Origin of the sequence: Gluconobacter sp. R75690, assembly GCF_015244525.1 — a bacterium.
In the GTDB taxonomy this organism is placed as follows: Bacteria; Pseudomonadota; Alphaproteobacteria; order Acetobacterales; family Acetobacteraceae; genus Gluconobacter; species Gluconobacter potus.
This window is the reverse complement of sequence record NZ_JABCQB010000007.1, coordinates 60215-77249: the sequence shown is the minus strand read 5'-3', so window position 1 is coordinate 77249 and position 17035 is coordinate 60215. Positions and strand designations below refer to the sequence as shown.

The 17035-nt window shown below is 59.8% G+C and carries 19 protein-coding genes; 5 read left to right on the top strand and 14 right to left on the bottom strand.

All coding sequences use genetic code 11. The features are described 5' to 3' along the window. Positions 1 to 18: 18 nt before the first annotated feature. The gene (locus HKD27_RS10010; protein ID WP_194689433.1) at positions 19 to 1332 is read right to left on the bottom strand and encodes a phage terminase large subunit; all 1314 of its coding nucleotides are present in this window, start codon (positions 1330 to 1332) and stop codon (positions 19 to 21) included. Then, positions 1316 to 1768, bottom strand: a complete 453-nt coding sequence (locus HKD27_RS10005) for a hypothetical protein (protein ID WP_194689434.1) — start codon at positions 1766 to 1768, stop codon at positions 1316 to 1318. Before HKD27_RS10005 ends, HKD27_RS10010 begins: the two co-directional genes overlap by 17 nt. Positions 1769 to 1902: 134 nt before the next feature. Between HKD27_RS10005 and HKD27_RS10000 the strand changes: the two genes are divergently transcribed. Further along, the gene (locus HKD27_RS10000) at positions 1903 to 2163 is read left to right on the top strand and encodes a hypothetical protein (protein ID WP_194689435.1); all 261 of its coding nucleotides are present in this window, start codon (positions 1903 to 1905) and stop codon (positions 2161 to 2163) included. Between the two features lie 211 nt (positions 2164 to 2374). Here the strand turns inward: HKD27_RS10000 and HKD27_RS09995 are convergent, their stop codons facing one another. Both HKD27_RS09995 and HKD27_RS09990 read right to left on the bottom strand, forming a co-directional pair. Continuing rightward, entirely contained in the window at positions 2375 to 2914 is a 540-nt protein-coding gene (locus HKD27_RS09995; RefSeq protein WP_194689436.1) for a hypothetical protein, read from the bottom strand. Next, a complete protein-coding gene (locus tag HKD27_RS09990; RefSeq protein WP_194689437.1) occupies positions 2914 to 3216 on the bottom strand; it encodes a transcriptional regulator in 303 nt (100 codons plus the stop codon). The genes HKD27_RS09995 and HKD27_RS09990 overlap by 1 nt, the downstream gene beginning before the upstream one ends. A 196-nt stretch (positions 3217 to 3412) precedes the next feature. On the opposite strand from HKD27_RS09990, the gene HKD27_RS09985 reads away from it, so the two are divergent. After that, positions 3413 to 3721 (top strand): helix-turn-helix domain-containing protein, encoded by a 309-nt coding sequence (locus HKD27_RS09985; RefSeq protein ID WP_011252760.1) that lies wholly within the window; start codon positions 3413 to 3415, stop codon positions 3719 to 3721. A 563-nt stretch (positions 3722 to 4284) separates the two neighbouring features. Here the strand turns inward: HKD27_RS09985 and HKD27_RS09980 are convergent. The 3 genes from HKD27_RS09980 to accD are packed head-to-tail and all read right to left on the bottom strand — an operon-like array spanning position 4285 to position 8036. Then, a complete protein-coding gene (locus tag HKD27_RS09980) occupies positions 4285 to 5799 on the bottom strand; it encodes a replicative DNA helicase (protein WP_062455970.1) in 1515 nt (504 codons plus the stop codon). 45 nt (positions 5800 to 5844) lie between these two features. Further along, positions 5845 to 7167: a folylpolyglutamate synthase/dihydrofolate synthase family protein gene (locus HKD27_RS09975; protein ID WP_194689438.1), complete on the bottom strand. Its 1323-nt coding sequence runs from the start codon at positions 7165 to 7167 to the stop codon at positions 5845 to 5847. Next, a complete protein-coding gene (accD, locus tag HKD27_RS09970) occupies positions 7167 to 8036 on the bottom strand; it encodes an acetyl-CoA carboxylase, carboxyltransferase subunit beta (RefSeq protein ID WP_194689439.1) in 870 nt (289 codons plus the stop codon). The genes HKD27_RS09975 and accD overlap by 1 nt, the downstream gene beginning before the upstream one ends. A 271-nt stretch (positions 8037 to 8307) precedes the next feature. Here accD and HKD27_RS09965 point away from each other — a divergent pair, with 271 nt between their 5' ends. After that, positions 8308 to 8874 carry an HdeD family acid-resistance protein gene (locus tag HKD27_RS09965; RefSeq protein ID WP_194689440.1) on the top strand — a complete coding sequence of 189 codons (567 nt, stop codon included), beginning with the start codon at positions 8308 to 8310 and terminating at the stop codon, positions 8872 to 8874. Between the two features lie 43 nt (positions 8875 to 8917). On the opposite strand, the gene trpA is transcribed toward HKD27_RS09965, so the two are convergent. Further along, complete coding sequence (gene trpA / locus HKD27_RS09960) at positions 8918 to 9730, bottom strand: tryptophan synthase subunit alpha (RefSeq protein ID WP_194265018.1); 813 nt, start codon at positions 9728 to 9730, stop codon at positions 8918 to 8920. Beyond that, positions 9727 to 10965 (bottom strand): tryptophan synthase subunit beta, encoded by a 1239-nt coding sequence (gene trpB, locus HKD27_RS09955; protein WP_194689441.1) that lies wholly within the window; start codon positions 10963 to 10965, stop codon positions 9727 to 9729. The genes trpA and trpB overlap by 4 nt, the downstream gene beginning before the upstream one ends. Before the next feature lie 180 nt (positions 10966 to 11145). On the opposite strand from trpB, the gene HKD27_RS09950 reads away from it, so the two are divergent. After that, positions 11146 to 12123 (top strand): magnesium transporter CorA family protein, encoded by a 978-nt coding sequence (locus HKD27_RS09950; protein ID WP_194265020.1) that lies wholly within the window; start codon positions 11146 to 11148, stop codon positions 12121 to 12123. Here HKD27_RS09950 and HKD27_RS09945 read toward each other — a convergent pair. The 5 genes from HKD27_RS09945 to alr form a co-directional block, all read right to left on the bottom strand. Further along, positions 12120 to 12566: a DUF934 domain-containing protein gene (locus HKD27_RS09945; protein WP_194689442.1), complete on the bottom strand. Its 447-nt coding sequence runs from the start codon at positions 12564 to 12566 to the stop codon at positions 12120 to 12122. The genes HKD27_RS09950 and HKD27_RS09945 overlap by 4 nt on opposite strands. Further along, the gene (locus HKD27_RS09940; protein WP_194689443.1) at positions 12553 to 14226 is read right to left on the bottom strand and encodes a nitrite/sulfite reductase; all 1674 of its coding nucleotides are present in this window, start codon (positions 14224 to 14226) and stop codon (positions 12553 to 12555) included. Before HKD27_RS09940 ends, HKD27_RS09945 begins: the two co-directional genes overlap by 14 nt. Next, positions 14223 to 14540 (bottom strand): DUF2849 domain-containing protein, encoded by a 318-nt coding sequence (locus HKD27_RS09935; RefSeq protein ID WP_194689444.1) that lies wholly within the window; start codon positions 14538 to 14540, stop codon positions 14223 to 14225. The genes HKD27_RS09940 and HKD27_RS09935 overlap by 4 nt, the downstream gene beginning before the upstream one ends. Before the next feature lie 208 nt (positions 14541 to 14748). Further along, positions 14749 to 15195, bottom strand: coding sequence for an Rrf2 family transcriptional regulator (locus HKD27_RS09930; RefSeq protein ID WP_194689445.1), 447 nt, complete (start codon positions 15193 to 15195; stop codon positions 14749 to 14751). Positions 15196 to 15280: 85 nt separating this feature from the next. Next, complete coding sequence (gene alr, locus HKD27_RS09925) at positions 15281 to 16432, bottom strand: alanine racemase (protein ID WP_194689446.1); 1152 nt, start codon at positions 16430 to 16432, stop codon at positions 15281 to 15283. A 114-nt stretch (positions 16433 to 16546) separates the two neighbouring features. Here alr and HKD27_RS09920 point away from each other — a divergent pair, with 114 nt between their 5' ends. Next, positions 16547 to 17011, top strand: coding sequence for an Lrp/AsnC family transcriptional regulator (locus HKD27_RS09920; RefSeq protein ID WP_062496329.1), 465 nt, complete (start codon positions 16547 to 16549; stop codon positions 17009 to 17011). Positions 17012 to 17035: the final 24 nt, after the last annotated feature.

Below are 17035 nucleotides of genomic sequence, written 5' to 3'. Positions count from 1 at the left end.
CCGACCCGGAGGGTCAGTTCAGCGCGCCAGCGAAAATCCAGACGAGCTCCAGCCCGTCATGCCACCGCTTCCGGCAAGCATCAGTTCACTCAGCCCCCAGACCATCGCATCCGCCCGATCCGGAGACCGTGGCCCGCGATACCCGCTGACCGAGAAATGACAGAGCTGATCCTCCAGAGCCGTAAACCGGCCATGATGAATAACCCTGCCAACCTCATAGAGTGCCGCAACCGGCTCCGCGCGCGCCGCCTTGCCCCGCGCCGCCGTCACCAGCTTGACCGAGGCATGCGCCCGCACACTCCGGATCGTGCCCTCTACCAGAGCCCCGCCGAAGTTCCGCTCCGCAACAATGCGTTCAGCACCCCATTCATCAAATGCCCGCAGGGCCCTGGCAGCCCAGCCCGCCGGACTATCCCTGGCAGACAGATCTTCCAGAACATGCCCCACACCAGCCGCATCAATGCCGCAGACCACAATCCCGATCTCGTCGGACCTGTAATCTTCCGGTCCCGCAGCCCCCGAAGGATCAACAGACACCAGAATACGCCGCATCCGAGCCGCCACATCCGCCCGGCTCTGCGCCGTAATCGCCGCCTCGCGCCGGAACATCTCCAGCCGCCACAGCGCGCCTTCAACAACCGATTGATATTCACCATACAGAAACCGCCGCTTTTCCCGCTCAGGGAGCGCTTCAAGGCTGGCGAGATAATCCTCGCTCAGATTATCCCGGTTGGCCTGCGGATTGAGGATCATCGTCGCATACAGCGACCTGTCCCCGACCGGTTCCCCCGATTTGGGCTCGATCCCGCTTTCGAAAAGCGCATAGAGCCAATGCCCCATGCTCGGCGGGTTAGCATCGATATATTCCTTGACCGCAAGACCCGTCTTCTGCGCCAGACGCGTCAGAAGCATGTTCCGCGCGCCATAGCTGATCTGACTGGCCTCGTTCAGATAAACCGTCGCAAACTCCAGACCCAGAATCTTCTCGGTCCGCTGCTCGTCATCCAGCCCCCCGAAAAAGATCGTCGATCCATTCGGGAACGTCACGACACAGTCCTGCCGGTCCAGCTTCCATCCGACCTGCGGAAAACACATCCGCATGACCTTCGGAAACGTATCCCGCAGAACAGACGCCTTCAGCGCAGTCAGTCGATGGCGAAAAATGCCATGCCGACTGTCCGGAGCCTTCAGCGCCCGGATCACAACGGCCCGAACCAGAACAAAGGTCTTCCCCGACCGCGACCCGCCTCTCAGAAGAATATGTCTTGCCGGCCCACCAAGCAGCCGCACCGCCTCACGCTGCGAATCATTCAGCCTAAAGGGCGCTGTCATCACTGCTGATGCTGATCGAAATCGTACCCGACCGCCCTTCGGACTCCATACCCGCCCTGAAACGGGACGGACGATGTGCCCGAAGCAGAAACGCCATCAACCCGTCGCTATACCGCTTGCGAACAATCGGATTGCCTGTATCCGGATCGCAGACAACTCGCCCCGCATAGGTAATAGGCTCGTCATATCCCTCCACGGCACGTCGACGCGCTTCCGCTTCAAGAGCATCCGCAGCCTCTTCCAGAGCCTCCTCCCAGCGGGAAGAAAATTCCTTATCCGTATCTTTCCAGAGATATAACGTACTGCGCCGGACCTCAGCGACACGCCCGGCTTCAGAAATATTTCCACTCACAGACAGATGTTCGAGAAATCTTTTCTTCCGTTCCCAAGACTGTTCCCGTCGCAAAGAACATTTACCAGATACGTCTTCATCCATCTGCTTCAACCTTTTCCCCAGATCGCCCTGAGAACCAACCATTAGACGGCTCTCAACGAAGCCTCCCTGCGGCTCATCAACATGCCCCCCTCCAGCCAGACAGCCCGAACCGGCTTCTGCCGGGTCCGCACCCCATGTCCCGTTCCTCGCCGCGCCAGAGTTTCCACATTCCGCTGCGTCTGCTCACGGTCGGCACGCAGCGCCACACGGGAAAGGGTTTCCGGCGCGATCCGTCCAATCACCCGGGCGGAAAGAACCGACCGCTGACAGGGAATGGACCTGCATCGGACATCCAGGCGGGAAAGACCTGCGTCCACCAGTTCATGCCATTCCAGAACGACATCCGCCCGATGAACCGGCTCGCCTTCATAAACGAGAGGACATCCGACAAATGAACCTGCATTTTTCTGAAGAACAATGAATGTCTGCCTGCCAGACAACACAACGCTACCAGAAGAAATTTCACACTTTTCCATAAATCAGGAAACTTCCAAAATAAAAGCCGGCCCTCTTTCGAAAGGCCGGCTTCAGATTTTCATGTCGTAATTCTTCAGTATGTGTTTTTTGTATCAAAACTGCGTTCAGATATCAAGCGGTAATTTATCGTTAACCAGATTTTTTCCGGTTTTTCTTTTTGGACAGCGTTTCATAGACATGCGCCAGCTGCTCCAGAAGCAGTGCACACTGAGCCGACACCTTCATCCGCGCACGCCCTTCCGACAGAGCCGGATAGAGATGCCGCGCCATGGCCGAAAACGACATCTCCCGCGCCAGGAGCATCTCGAGACGAACATGCGCGCACAGCCCCAGCATGTCACGAATCTGCGTAATCCGCGCAGAACACTGTCCGCGGCCCATCATCCAGGTGTGAATGTCTCCCCGCTCCCTGACACGACCATCAGAAGGCGAATTTTCCACCACACCCAGAGAGGCAAAGACATATTCGCGATACCAGCGATCCGCAGCAGCCAGTTCATCGTCCCCGATATCGCCGGCGTCATACATGGACTGCACCGCATTTACGACCCGGAACGTATTTCCAACCTCACGGATTTCCGAATGGCGGTACCGCTCCCCAGTCGGCCTGACCACACAATCAGACAGTCCCGCAGCAGCAACCGGTATTTCCCGCACCATCTCGAACATCAGTTGATCTCCAGCCCGGCCTCACGGCCACCCATCGGCTGCAATCCCGGAAAGACCGGCACCAGATCCGCGCCCCACAACGCATTCCAGCTCACAGGATGACCCGCCGGCAAGGCCTCCGTCTCCCGGTCCGTCCCCATCCGCACACGTGAAGCCGACGCCTCAGATGTTTTCCTGGCAGAACGTCCCCGCCCCTTGCGTGCACTTCCCTGCTCAGGTAGCCAACCATCGGACGCCAGCATGGCGGCGAGGGCACTTGCGGACACCCGCCGGGGTGCGGAACCTGACTTGACCTGCCTCATCTCAACATCCTTCACCAGTACAGAACTGTTACCAACTTTGGCAAAATGCCATAGTTTGTGATAAAAAAAACTTCTTCTGGATTTGGCATAAAGCCATTGCTAAAAAGGCCTCATGGCCAAACACAAGCGCCCGGACTCTCTGACTGCACTCCAACGAGCCATCGGAACTCGCATTTCCTGGGCTCGTGAACTCGTCATGCCCAATCAGAGCGAATGCGCCCGCCTGCTGGGCGTTGACGCTTCGACCCTCAACAAGATCGAACGCGGTGACCGCGCGCCCAGCGTCTTCCTCATTGCGGCCCTGTCGAACCGCCTGCGCGTCTCGACAGATTTTCTTCTGAAAGGCGTCCTGAACGGTCGTACCGACGAAGAACTGGCCCTGCGGCTGGCTGCCCTGCACCCAGAACTGGTGCTCCAGCGGCAAGACATGGCTCCGAACACGGACAGAAACACATCTTCCGACACACCTGATCCGCCCAAGAGACCAGATGAGGAGATCCATTAGTGACTGTTTCACTGGTTTCCGTACGCATTCAGGCGCCCCCCATTCGATACGACACGATAAACTCGCCTCATCGATGGAATGAACAAATCAGAAACATCCCCGGTCATCAGAGTGCCTGAATTCATTGACCGGTTCCCTTCCTTTCCCGTTGATCGCCCCCATGGCAACCACCGATTAACGATAAATTAATGGCACTGTGCCATTGGGTCAAGGAACAAATATGGCTTTAAGCCATTAAGACAGATTTTGGCTGTCGCCAGTTTTTCGCATTGCAGCCACAATTCGGCACAGCGGACAGGCACCTTCAACCGCGTTTCACAGAGAAATCACGCTGAAGAGTTTCATATTACAGCTTTTTTCTGACTGTATATTTTAATGAAATCTGTACTTTTGAAGTACTGATTCAATTATAGAGACATTCCATACCTGCCCACGCGGACGCTTTTCCGAAAAAAAATCCCGACGATTTTTTCACGATCAGAACCGCTGGGCAGCTCTATCCCTCAGACAGGATCGCCGGAGGGATATCCGCATCATTCAAAGTACTCGCCCTGTCCGCAGAGCTACTCGTGAATAACGTCCAGATCTCCGAACCGGGTATATTCCCCTTCGAAATACAGCTGGATCATTCCGGTAGGGCCATGCCGCTGCTTCTCAAGAATCAGCTCTGCCTTGTTGTGCACCAGAGCCATCTTGCGCTGCCATTCTTCTGTCGCAGCCTGGAACTTGTCATTGCTATCATAGGCACTGTCCTTGGGCTGACGCTGCTGCAGATAATATTCGTCGCGATAAACGAACATGACCGCATCCGCATCCTGCTCGATCGAACCCGATTCGCGCAGATCCGACAGCATCGGCCGCTTATCCTCACGCGATTCGACCTGACGTGAGAGCTGGGACAACGCAATCACGGGCACGGAAAGCTCTTTCGCAATCGCCTTGAGCCCCTGCGTAATCATCGAAATTTCCAGAACACGACTGTCAGGCTTCGTCCCGATGGCCGGCCGCATCAGCTGCAGATAATCCACCACCACCAGGCTCAGCCCCTGCGTCCGCGCCAGGCGGCGGCACCGCGTCCGCATGGCAGACAGGGAAATCGCCGGCGTATCGTCGATATAGAGCGGCAGTCGCTGCAGCTCGCGGGCAACCCGGACAAACCGGTCAAATTCCTTCTGCCCGATATCACCACGACGGATCTTCTCACCCGAAACTTCGGCCTCACCCGAAAGAATACGGGTCGCCAGCTGCTCGGATGACATTTCCAGCGAGAAAATCGCAACCGATCCCTTGGGCTTCTCGCCGCTGTCCTCCGCATCCCGCAGGATCGAGCGCGCTGCAGAGAACGCGATCTTGGTCGCGAGCGCCGTCTTGCCCATCGCAGGACGTCCGGCAAGGATGATCAGATCCGACGGATGAAGCCCACCCGTCCGCTTGTCGAAGTCCCGCAAACCCGACGTCAGACCGACCACGTCTCCGGTCCGCTGATAGGCCTTGGTCGCAACACTGACCGCTTCCGTCAGGGCTTTGGTAAACGAGACGAACCCGCCTTCCTGGCCCCGCTCCGTCGCCAGCTTGAACAATGCTTCTTCAGACGCCGCAATCTGATCGGAACCATCCAGATCAGGCCGCGCTCCAAAGGCATTGTTAACGACAGTTTCACCAATATCGATCAGCTGCCGGCGCACCCAGGCATCATGAATCACCCGCCCATAATCACCCGCATTGACGATACCCACCATCGCCGTCAGCAGCTTGGCCAGATAGGCCGGGCCACCCGCAGCATCCAGAACACCGGTATGCTCGAATTCCGCCCGCATGGTCACGGGATCGGCCAACTGCCCGCGCTCGATCCGTCGGGCAATGGCCTCATAGATCCGTCCATTGAGCGGATCAGAAAAATGAGCAGGTTCCAGAAAGTCCGAAACCCGCTCATACGCCTTGTTATTGGTCAGAATGGCGCCCAGAAGCGCCTGCTCGGCGGCCGTGCTGGACGGCGGGCTGCGCCTCAGCAGGACACCCAGATCTCCGTCGTTCGAGGAAGCATCAGAGACGGTCGGAGAGGAATGCGATTCGATCATGTTCACGCTGCCCTTCTACCATCCTGCATCGCGACCAGAAACGGATTACCTCGCGACCCAGCCATCCTCTGCCAGAACCACACCCGCCAGATAAAGACTGCCGCAGATCAGTACGCGTGCAGGCGCACCCCCTTCAGTGACCAGACGCTCCAGAGCTTCCCTGACAGTCGGACCGGCAATCGCCCGCCCCCCCGAAGCCGCAATGATCTCTTCGACCGGCATCGCCAGATGCTGCCCCGGCTCCGCCACCGCCTGAACCGAAGCCGCCCGCTCAACAATCGGCTTCAAGAACCCCGATGCATCCTTGGTCTGCTTCACACCGGCAATCACATGGACAGACCGGTCTTTCCAGCCATCCAGAACCGTTCCCAGCACCTGCCCGGCATCCGGATTGTGACCACCATCCAGATAGAGTTCCCATCCGGCAGGAAGCATCTGCGCCAGCGTACCATCCAGTTTCTGCAACCGCGCAGGCCAGAAAGTCTCGGAAATCCCCCGATAGGCCGAAACCGGCAGCGTCAGTCCCGAAACCCGTAATGCGGCCACAGCCAGCGCCGCATTCCCGGCCTGATGCTGCCCTTTCAGAGCCGGCAGCGGCAGCGAGAGCGCACCATCCGCATCCCGATATTCCAGACCATCGGCGTGTTCGGTGAAGACAACATCCTCCCCAATCACCCGAAGCGGTGCATTCAACTCTGAAGCCCGGCGACGAATGACATCCAGCGCCTCCGGTACCTGGGCCGCCGAAACAACCGGCACACCCTCCTTGATGATCCCGGCCTTCTCCCCACCAATGGCCGCAACCGTACTGCCCAGAAACGCCTCATGATCCAGACTGACCGGCGTAATCACGCAGGCCGCAGGCTTCGGCACGACATTGGTCGCATCCAGCCGTCCCCCAAGCCCGACTTCCAGCACCACCAGATCGGCCGGAACCTGCGAAAACAGCAAGAACCCCGCCGCCGTCAGAACCTCGAAAACCGTAATCGGAGCACCGGCATTGACCTGCTCGACTTTCTCGAGCGCGGCAACCAGAACATCCTCATCCACAAGCCGCCCCGCCAGCCGGAAGCGCTCGGTCACGCTCACCAGATGCGGGCTGCTCATGACATGAACGCGCAGACCACCCGCCTCGGCAATCGCCCGCAGATTGGCGCAGGTGCTACCCTTGCCGTTCGTCCCGGCCACATGAATGACTGGCGGCAGATGACGCTCGGGATTGCCCAGCTTCGCCAGAAGCGCCTCAAGCCGCCCCAGCGAAAGATCAATCAGCGCCGGATAAAGCTCCTGCAACCGCGCAAGAACAGCACCCGGCCGTCCCTGATATTCGCCGGACAGCCGAACCGGCGCCCCACGCTCCGCAGTCATCAGGCCGCCGCGTCGGAAATGGTTTTCTGGCGCATCATGATGCCCAGAATCCGCCCCAGAAGTTCCGGAAGCTCGGAGCGCTTGGCCACGATATCGACCATGCCATGCTCACGCAGATACTCCGAACGCTGAAAGCCTTCCGGCAGCTTCTCACGAACGGTATCCTGAATGACGCGCGGCCCCGCAAACGCGATCAGCGCATTGGGCTCGGCAATATGCACATCGCCCAGCATCGCGAAAGACGCCGAAACACCACCCGTCGTCGGGTTCGTAAACACGACAACATAAGGCAGACCTGCTTCCTGAAGCATCTGCACACCGATCGTCGTCCGCGGCATCTGCATCAGGCTGACAACGCCTTCCTGCATCCGCGCCCCACCCGAAGCCGTATAGACCACCAGGGGCGCCTTCTGCAGAACAGCCAGACGGCAGGCAGCCACGAAAGCCTCGCCCAGCGCAGCGCCCATCGTCCCCAGCAGGAACTCGGGCGCCATGACGGCAACCACGGCCTTCTGTCCCTTGATCATGCCATGAGCAACGACCAGTGCCTCATCAAGATGCGACTTGTTCCGCGCATCCTTCAGACGATCCGTATAACGCTTGGAATCCTTGAACCCCAGCGGATCCACCGGCATCTTCGGCAGCTCGATGGTGGTGTATTCCCCCCCATCAAACGTCCAGCCCAGACGCTCCTTCGCCGTCGCCCGCATGTGGTGCCCGCAATGCGGACAAACCTTCTCGGACCGCTCCAGCTCCTTGGTAAGCATCATCTGCCCGCAGGATTCGCAGTTGGTCCACAGATTGTCCGGCACGTCCCGCTGAAGCAGGCCACGCAGCTTGGGTCGGACGTAGTCGGTCATCCAGCTCATGTCGTCTCGTTACTTTCTGCCCGCCTTCAGGACAAAGGACGGAGTGGGGTTAAAGCCCGGCGAAGGGCTGCATTCTCTGGCGCGTTTTAACGCCCGGAGGCCAAATATGCCAGCCCAACCATCAGCGGGCCTGTCTTATCTCTCCCGCCTGCATCACAAATCATGCCATCTTCCCCGACACGACCCATCACAGCGGACGTCATGTCCGGGATCCGGCCCCTTTCCCGAAAAGAGCCAGCCCGACAGACCACGTTCCTGAACGGAGAAGACCATGTCCGACAGTTTCAACACCATCCGCTTCCCCAGCCCACAAGGCCTCAAGCCCGGCTGGTTCATCGGTTTCGGAGCTTCCCTGATCATTCTCGGCATCCTGGCCGCCCTGGATACAGTCGCCACCACCCTGACCAGCATGGTCATCCTCGGCGTCCTGATGATCATCGGCGGCGTCGCCCAGGTCATGCAGAGCTTCGCCCATCGCGGCCTGCCCGTCCCGAACCAGTGGCTTTCCGGACTGATCGGCGGCCTCTATATTTTCGGCGGACTGCTCCTGATCGAAGAGCCCGCCACCGGCTCGATCTTCCTGACCGCCATCCTCGCAGGCTGCCTGATCTTCGCAGGTCTCGCCCGCACCTTCTGGGCTGGCGGCCACCGCAACAACAGAAGCTGGCTCGCTCTCGCCATCAGCGGACTTGTCACGCTGATCATCGGCATCATGCTCTACATGACACTGCCCTGGTCCGGCCTGTGGCTGATCGGCATGTTCATCGCCGTGGAACTGCTGATGGCCGGCGTCGCAACCGTCCTCTTCGGACTGTCCCTGCGCAGCAACGGCGTCTGAGTACCCTGTCCCGGCAGGCACCAGCCTGCCGGGACATCAGAAATCAGGCCCGGACGGCCGCAGCCAGACCTTCAAGCTGCTTCAGAACGGACGGGACGGTCCGCTCCGTCGCCCGGCCATCCTCAAGCGTGCCGGCCATGGTTTTGATCAAAGCCGAAGCCACAACAGCCGCATCCCCGATCCGCGACGCCGTCCGCGCCTGCTCCGGCGTGGAAATCCCGAACCCGATGGCCACCGGCAGGCTGGTCGCCTCCCGGATCCGCGGGAGCGCCTTCTCCAGATCCGCCGCACTCGCACTGTTCGTCCCGGTAATCCCGGTAATGCTCACATAATAGACGAACCCGCTTGCGTCCCGCAGGACGTGGAACAGACGGGAGTTCGACGTCGTCGGCGCCACCAGCGAGATGATATCGAGGCCCGCTTCCCGCGCATGCGCATCCAGCAGATCCGCCTCTTCAGTCGGCATGTCGACGACGATGATCCCGTCCACACCCGCCTGAGCCGCATCAAAGCAGAACTCGGCCGGACCATAGCTGTCGATCGGGTTCAGATACCCCATCAGCACGATCGGCGTTTCATTGTCGGTCTCGCGGAACGCCCGGACCATTTCCAGCACACGCCCCAGCGTCGCCCCGGCTTTGAGGCCGCGAAGTGCTGCCGCCTGAATCGTCGGCCCATCCGCGGACGGATCGGAAAACGGCACCCCGATCTCGATCAGATCCGCCCCCGCCGCCGGCATCGCCCGCAGCAGTTCCAGCGAAGTATCATAATCCGGGTCACAGGCCTGAAGATACGGAATCAGGGCGCCACGCCCTTCCTTCTTCAGGGCGGCAAAACGTGTCTGGATACGGCTCACAGCTTCACTCCCAGATGATGCGCCACAGTAAAGATATCCTTGTCCCCACGACCGGAGACATTCAGGACAATGATCTGGTCCTTCGCCATCGCGGGCGCAATCTTCATGACATGCGCCAGCCCATGCGCACATTCGAGCGCCGGAATGATGCCCTCCGACCGCGTGCAGACCTGGAACGCCTCAAGCGCTTCCTCATCCGTCACCCCGACATATTCGGCCCGCCCGATATCATTCAGCCAGGAATGCTCCGGCCCGATCCCTGGGTAATCCAGCCCCGCACTGATCGAATGAGCCTCTTCGATCTGTCCGTGCCTATCCTGAAGCAGATACGTCCGGTTGCCATGCAACACACCCGGCCGACCACGGGAAATGGACGCCGCCGTCTTCCCGGAATCCAGCCCATGCCCCGCCGCCTCGACACCGATCAGCCTGACAGATGCATCATCGAGGAACGGATGGAAAATCCCCATCGCATTCGAGCCGCCCCCGATGGCCGCCACGATCACATCCGGCAGACGCCCCTCGGCCTGAGTAATCTGCTCCTTGACTTCAACCCCGATGACGGACTGGAAATCACGAACCATCTCCGGATACGGATGAGGCCCCGCGACCGTACCAACGAGGAAATACGTGTCGGCGACATTAGCCACCCAGTCGCGCATCGCCTCGTTCATCGCATCCTTGAGCGTCCCCGCCCCGGCCGTCACCGGCTTCACTTCCGCGCCCAGCAGATGCATGCGGAACACATTGGGCTTCTGACGCTCGACATCAGTCGCGCCCATGTAAATCGTGCATTTCAGCCCGAAAAGCGCACAGACCGTTGCCGTCGCCACACCATGCTGCCCCGCGCCGGTCTCCGCAACAATCCGCGTCTTGCCCATCCGCCGGGCAACAAGAATCTGGCCCATGACGTTGTTGAGCTTGTGCGAACCGGTATGGTTCAGCTCTTCACGCTTGAAGTAGACCTTCGCCCCGCCAAGCTCTTCCGTCAGATGCTGCGCAAACCACAGCGGGCTCGGACGACCGACATAATCCTTCAGGTAATAATCCAGCTCCTTGCGAAATTCCGGATCGGCCTGCGTGGCGCGATAGGCCTCATCCAGCTCAAGCAGCAGCGGCATCAGCGTTTCCGCAACGAAGCGGCCACCGAAAATCCCGAACCGCCCCCGGTCATCCGGACCGGAACGGAGGGAATTGACCAAAGGAGAGGACAGGGGAGAAGATGTGTTCGTCATACCGCACTCGGTTCCACTTCAGGGCTCCAATGCGATACCAAGGGCAGCCCGCGCCGTCCATCCACCTCGCTGATTTCCGACGTCTCCTGAAACAATTCCGGGACAGGACCTTGCGATCCCGCGGCAGTCAGGACATGAGAGAGCCTCACAGCCATTTCATTTGTCCCAAGGATCTGCCTGATGTTCCTCGTTCGCCCCGCTGGCGTTCCGGCCCGGGAAATCGGACCGGATGTCGATATTTCCAAAGCGGTCTGGCTCGATCTCATCAATCCGACCGCGGACGAAATCGACCGTGCTGAAAAGGCCCTTGGCACCCATATCCCCCGCCGGGAGGAACTTGAGGAAATCGAAAGCTCGTCCCGCCATCACGAAGAGGGTGGGGTCCTCTATCTTTCAACCCCCCTCGTCAGACGCACCGAAGACACGGCATTTTCCCTGCCAATCGGCTTCGTCCTGACTGACAGACGCCTCATCACCGTCCGTTATGCCGACTATTATGGCTTTGACATCGTCGGACGCCGTCAGGCCGAACGCGACCCCGCCAAAGGCGAGCCCTCCGCCAACGAAATCCTCGTCGAGATCATCGAAGAAGTCATCAACCGTCTGGCAGACATTCTGGAAGGCCTGGGCCGCGACCTCGACGCCATCTCCAAACGGGTCTTCAACACCGACCGCCCCCGTGACCCCGCCCGGGCCGGCGAGATGCTGCGCGAAACCCTGCGGCGCCTCGGCCATGGCGGCGACCTTGCCTCCATGACCCGCGACAGCCTGCTCGGCCTGGATCGGATCCTGATCTATATCGGCGACAGGACCGAAAAGGATCCCCAGGCCCTGAGAACCCGCATCAAGGTCGCAGGACGCGACATCGCCTCCCTCAACGACTTCGATGCCCAGACCGTCAACAAGGTCCAGTTCCTGCTCGACGCCACACTCGGCTTCATCAGCATCGAACAGAATGACGGCATGAAAGTCCTGACCGTCGTCAGCGCAATCGGCATCCTTCCCACCCTGATCGCCGGCATCTACGGCATGAACTTCCACAACATGCCGGAACTGTCATGGAAATACGGCTACCCCTACGGCCTGACCCTCATGGTCCTTTCGGTCGTTCTGCCACTCTTCTGGTTCTGGCGCCGCGGCTGGTTCGGCGCCCGTTAGGACGCCACTTCCACCCGAAGCCCCGGCCCCACAGACCGCTCCGGCAGAACCGAGCGCTGATACGCCACCGGAAACTGCCGGAGCTGCTTTTCCCACAAAGCCGGGTCACCATTGCCGTCCTTCGGCAGAACCACACTGTCCACCCCACAGCGACGCAGAAACGCCGCCTGGTCCGGCAGAATATGCCCTTCCGCGCGGATCTCGCCCGAAAACCGCAGATATTCCCGAAGCTCCCGAGCCTGCGTGAACCCGCGTCCATCCCGGAAAACCGGGAACCGCAACACCACAAGATCCAGCCGGTTCAGATAAGGCTTCAGAAGCGCCGGATCATCCGCACTTTCCAGCAGAACCGCCCGCGCATCATCCCGCTCCGCCAGTTCTGCAAGAGTCACCAGCACATCATGAACCTGTGCCGACCGCTCGCCGAGTTCAAACAGTCTCATAAGCCGCCTCCCTGAAAGGCTCATGCCCCAGACGTGTCAGCGTATCGAGAAACGTCTCCCCGCTCTCCCGGCGCCCAAGATAGCAATCCACAAGCCGCGCAATCGCATCCACGGTCTCGTCTTCCGGCAGCGCCGCGCCCAGAATCGTCCCGATCGCCGCACCATTCTCGGCCCGGCCACCAACCGTCAGCTGGAAGAACTCTTCCCCGCGCTTGTCCACGCCCAGAAGCCCGATATGCCCGGCGTGATGATGCCCACAGGCATTGATGCAGCCCGAGATGTTAATCCGCAGCGCCCCGATTTCCGCCTGAAGCGCCGTATCCGCAAACCGGGCCCCCAGCTTCTGCGCAATCGGAATGGACCGGGCATTCGCCAACGCGCAGTAATCCAGCCCCGGGCACGCCACGATATCGCCAATCAGACCGATATTCGCTTCCGCCAGCCCGACTTCCGCCAGCCCCAGCCACAGATCCCGCAGCCGGTCCTTGCGCACATGCCCCAGAACCACGTTCTGCAGATGCGTAATCCGGATCTCCCCGAACGAATACGCATCCGCCAGATCCGCCAGACGCGCAATCTGCGCCGACGTCGCATCGCCCGGAATCCCGCCCGCAGGCTTCAGCGAAATGGTCGCAATGATATGTCCCGGGTCACGGTGGACATGCGTGTTGCTCCGCACCCAGCGGTCAAAGAGCGGATCATCCCGCCGCTGCTGCGCCAAAACAGCGTCCGCATCGGCCGGCGCCTCAAGCTGTGGCACGGCAAACCGCGACCGGATCGCCGCAACCGCCTCCGGCGTCAGCCGATACCGCTCCAGATCCATCTGGGCGAGCTCCGCCTCGACAGCCTCGCGATAGGCCTCGACCCCGATCGCCTGGACCAGGATCTTGATCCGCGCCTTGTAGATATTGTCCCGCCGCCCATGCGCATTATAGACGCGCAGAATGGCCTCAAGCGTCGCCAGAAGATGCTCTTCCCGCACGCTGTCGAACAGCTCTTCGCCAATGATCGGCGTCCGCCCCAGACCACCGCCCACGAAAATCCGGAACACCGGCGCGCCATCCGCACCCGGACGCGCCAGAATTCCGATATCATGAAAACGCGCCGCCACACGGTCATTCGGACTGCCCGAAATCGCGATCTTGAACTTGCGCGGCAGGAACGTGAACTCGGGATGCAGCGTGGACCACTGGCGCAGGATTTCCGCATGAACCCGCGGATCCACCAGCTCATCCGCCGCCGCCCCCGCATACTCATCCGCCGTCACATTGCGGATGCAGTTCCCGCTGGTCTGAATGGCATGCATGTCCACCTCAGCCAGCTCACGCAGGATGGCCGGCGTATCCTCCAGCCGGATCCAGTTGAACTGAATGTTCTGCCGCGTGGTGAAATGCCCGTAATCGCGATCATACCGCCGGGCGATCTCACCCAGTTTGCGCAGCTGCCGACTGTCCAGAATCCCATAGGGGATGGCCACCCGTAGCATATAGGCATGAAGCTGCAGATAAAGGCCGTTCATCAGCCGCAGCGGCTTGAACTCGTCTTCGCTCAGCGTCCCGTCCAGACGACGCTGCACCTGCCCCTCAAACTCGGCAATCCGCGCCTGAAGGAAATCCCGGTCTATCCGGTCATACTGATAATGGCCGACAGGAATGCTCACTGTTCGGTCTCCACTGCAAATTCGGGATGAACTGTCGGGCCATGCGCCCGGATCTTTTCACGAACCGTGACAGGCTCTGGTGGAACAACGGCCTGCACTGCCGTATCATACACACCAACCACACCATCACGCTGGGCCTGTTCCGACGCACGGGAGAGCAACGCTTCCGCCTCATCCGCATCCAGCAGCGCCGCGCATCCAATGTGAAGATCCCACGTTCCGTCCGCGCACCACCAGACGGTACGCCCATCCAGAAGGCGGTTGGCAGTCAGAACCAGCTTCTGGCCAGGTTCAAGTCGGACAGGACGTTTCATCAGCGCTCACCTTCCTGATGAATCCCGACCTGACCTTCAGACCGGACCCATCATGAATCCGTCCCTGTTCCCACGCCTGAACAGCAGAACGCAGGCAGATCGAGAACAGGGAATTCACCACACAGGATCAAACATTGATCCATCATGGTAAGATATCCAGCCCTGTAAAACGCATTTCGTGGTTTTTACAAAATACTTTTTTTACTGGTTATATGGAGAAAGAAATCGGTGCCCGGCTTGGACGCTGCATTCCCGCCTCTTCCGCATTCTGCAGCAGATGCTCCAGCGTGACGGACGCCATCTTTTCCGAAACCTCCTGATCCACCAACTGCCAGAACGGCTCCAGAACCTTGGTCCGCAGAAGATTAATTCCGTCCCCAGGCATTTCCGGATCTTCCGTCACAGTCCGGACAATCTCGTTCAGCGTAATGGTCCGCGGTGGCCGCCCGAGGCGATAGCCTCCCTTGGGGCCACGGACACTGGAAAGCAGCCCGGCCCGGGACAGCGCCTGCAGCACGGGCTCGATCCCCCGACGCAGCATGTCGCCACGTCTGGCAATATCCGCACCACTCACAACCCCGGATCGACCCGCATGAAAAGCGACATCCAGCATGATGGATATGGCGGTCAAAGCTCTATCACGGCGGAGATACATGAGAATTCCGATTTGCTGCGACAGACGATATCATCATGACATAGTCCGATTTCATTTCGTCTATCTTGTTTTCCATGCTGGAATGTCAATCGCCCTCTGAGGGGTTCTCATGATTTCCAACATATTCCCGATAAAAACGGTGCCCCAGAGACGTCAGGACCTCGTATCCGATCGTTCCCGCCGCTTCCGCGACATCATCGACACTGCGTCTGGGCCCGATCAGATCCACCATCATGTCGGGACCAAGTTTTCCTTCCGGCACATCTGAAATATCCACGATCAGGGAATCCATCGAGACCCGCCCCAGGATCGGCAAACGGATCTCCTCGAACCACGCACAGCCCTGTCCGGCCCCAAGCCGGGAAAAGCCATCCGCATATCCAACAGCCACCGTCGCAATCCGGCGCGGCCGGTCAGGCCGATAGGTCAGGCCGTAGCCAACCCCCTCACCCGGCAGGATCTCACGGATCTGCAGAACATGGGCCTGAAGCCGAACCACCGGCGACAGCGGATTGGGGCCAGTCCGGTTGGGCGCAATTCCATACAGTGCGGCACCCGGTCGCACGACATCCAGATGATAGTCCGTTCCCAGAAAAATCCCTGACGACGCCGACAGACTGAGCGGCGCAGGCGGCAGCCGCGCGGACATCTGCAGCATCCGGTCTTTCTGGGCCTGATTGGCCGGATGATCCGGCGTATCGGCACAGGCCAGATGACTCATGACAAGACTGACCTTCAGTCCCTCCATAAGCCTCGTATCTGCCTGCAAGATTTCAAGATCGGTGCCGGAGAGGCCGAACCGTGACATCCCGCTATCAACCTGAAGCACCGCTTCAGGGAGCACGTCTGTCCGCGAACCCTCGTCACGCCACAGCGCAATCTGCTCAAGACTGTTCAGGACAGGCCGCAGACCATAACGCACACAGTCTCCGGACGCCCCGGGACGCGGACCATGCAGCACCGTAATCCGGGCCTTTTCCGACACAACAGACCGCAGCCTGATGCCTTCATCAACATGCGCGACAAAGAAATTCGTGGCTCCGGCATTCTCCAGCACCGGGCCAACCCGTTCGATCCCCAAGCCATAGGCATCCGCCTTGACGACCGCCGCACATGAAGCACCCGAGGCCAAAGTCTGAAGATACCGGTAATTGGAAGCAATCGCGTCGAGGTCCACCGTCAGGCGGGCACCGGCACGATAGGAAGGCCACAGAGGGTCAGGACATGCACTCATCATGAAAGATGAGACTATCCTCTTCCCGATCAGAATATCCTGCCGGATGACCGCATAATCTTTCAGTTAACAAAAAATCTATGATCGAAAATGCGAAAATAGACCGATAATTCCATCATGATCTTCGACCGCATCACCGAATCGATCCTGCGCATCCTCCAGCACGACGGACGCCTCAGCAATGCCGAGCTGGCACAGCGTGTGGGCCTCTCCCCGTCGGCCTGCCTCCGACGCGTCCGCCTGCTTGAAGAACAGGGCGTCATCCGGGGCTACAGAGCCGTCATCGACGAACGCTCGGCCCACAAACTCACCACCGTCATCGTCCAGATCACCCTTGAGCGTCTGACAGATGAAACGCTCCGCCGATTCGAAGCCCGTATCCGTGAATGCCCCGATGTCCGGGAGTGTTATCTCATGACGGGTGAGGCCGATTACCTGCTCCACGTCGCCGCACGCGATCTGGCGGATTACGAACGCATCCACAAGGAAGAGCTCTCCCGCCTCCCTGGCGTCGTCCGCATCCAGAGCAATTTCGCAATCCGCCCCGTCGTCCAGCGGTGGATCAGCCAGGATTCCTCCTGAGTCGCCAGAAATCAAAAATGCATT

Bases quoted from the DNA above. Each gene is read 5' to 3' on its own strand.
- accD (WP_194689439.1), bottom strand. From the start codon at position 8,036: ATGAGCTGGATGACCGACTACGTCCGACCCAAGCTGCGTGGCCTGCTT.
- HKD27_RS09995 (WP_194689436.1), bottom strand. From the start codon at position 2,914: ATGTTCGAGATGGTGCGGGAAATACCGGTTGCTGCTGCGGGACTGTCT.
- HKD27_RS09945 (WP_194689442.1), bottom strand. From the start codon at position 12,566: ATGAGACTGTTTGAACTCGGCGAGCGGTCGGCACAGGTTCATGATGTG.
- HKD27_RS10005 (WP_194689434.1), bottom strand. From the start codon at position 1,768: ATGGATGAAGACGTATCTGGTAAATGTTCTTTGCGACGGGAACAGTCT.
- HKD27_RS09990 (WP_194689437.1), bottom strand. From the start codon at position 3,216: ATGAGGCAGGTCAAGTCAGGTTCCGCACCCCGGCGGGTGTCCGCAAGT.
- HKD27_RS09950 (WP_194265020.1), top strand. From the start codon at position 11,146: ATGTTCCTCGTTCGCCCCGCTGGCGTTCCGGCCCGGGAAATCGGACCG.
- alr (WP_194689446.1), bottom strand. From the start codon at position 16,432: ATGATGAGTGCATGTCCTGACCCTCTGTGGCCTTCCTATCGTGCCGGT.
- HKD27_RS09935 (WP_194689444.1), bottom strand. From the start codon at position 14,540: ATGAAACGTCCTGTCCGACTTGAACCTGGCCAGAAGCTGGTTCTGACT.
- HKD27_RS09920 (WP_062496329.1), top strand. From the start codon at position 16,547: ATGATCTTCGACCGCATCACCGAATCGATCCTGCGCATCCTCCAGCAC.
- trpB (WP_194689441.1), bottom strand. From the start codon at position 10,965: ATGACGAACACATCTTCTCCCCTGTCCTCTCCTTTGGTCAATTCCCTC.
- HKD27_RS09930 (WP_194689445.1), bottom strand. From the start codon at position 15,195: ATGTATCTCCGCCGTGATAGAGCTTTGACCGCCATATCCATCATGCTG.
- HKD27_RS10010 (WP_194689433.1), bottom strand. From the start codon at position 1,332: ATGACAGCGCCCTTTAGGCTGAATGATTCGCAGCGTGAGGCGGTGCGG.
- HKD27_RS09975 (WP_194689438.1), bottom strand. From the start codon at position 7,167: ATGACTGCGGAGCGTGGGGCGCCGGTTCGGCTGTCCGGCGAATATCAG.
- HKD27_RS10000 (WP_194689435.1), top strand. From the start codon at position 1,903: ATGTCCCGTTCCTCGCCGCGCCAGAGTTTCCACATTCCGCTGCGTCTG.
- HKD27_RS09980 (WP_062455970.1), bottom strand. From the start codon at position 5,799: ATGATCGAATCGCATTCCTCTCCGACCGTCTCTGATGCTTCCTCGAAC.
- HKD27_RS09965 (WP_194689440.1), top strand. From the start codon at position 8,308: ATGTCCGACAGTTTCAACACCATCCGCTTCCCCAGCCCACAAGGCCTC.
- HKD27_RS09985 (WP_011252760.1), top strand. From the start codon at position 3,413: ATGCCCAATCAGAGCGAATGCGCCCGCCTGCTGGGCGTTGACGCTTCG.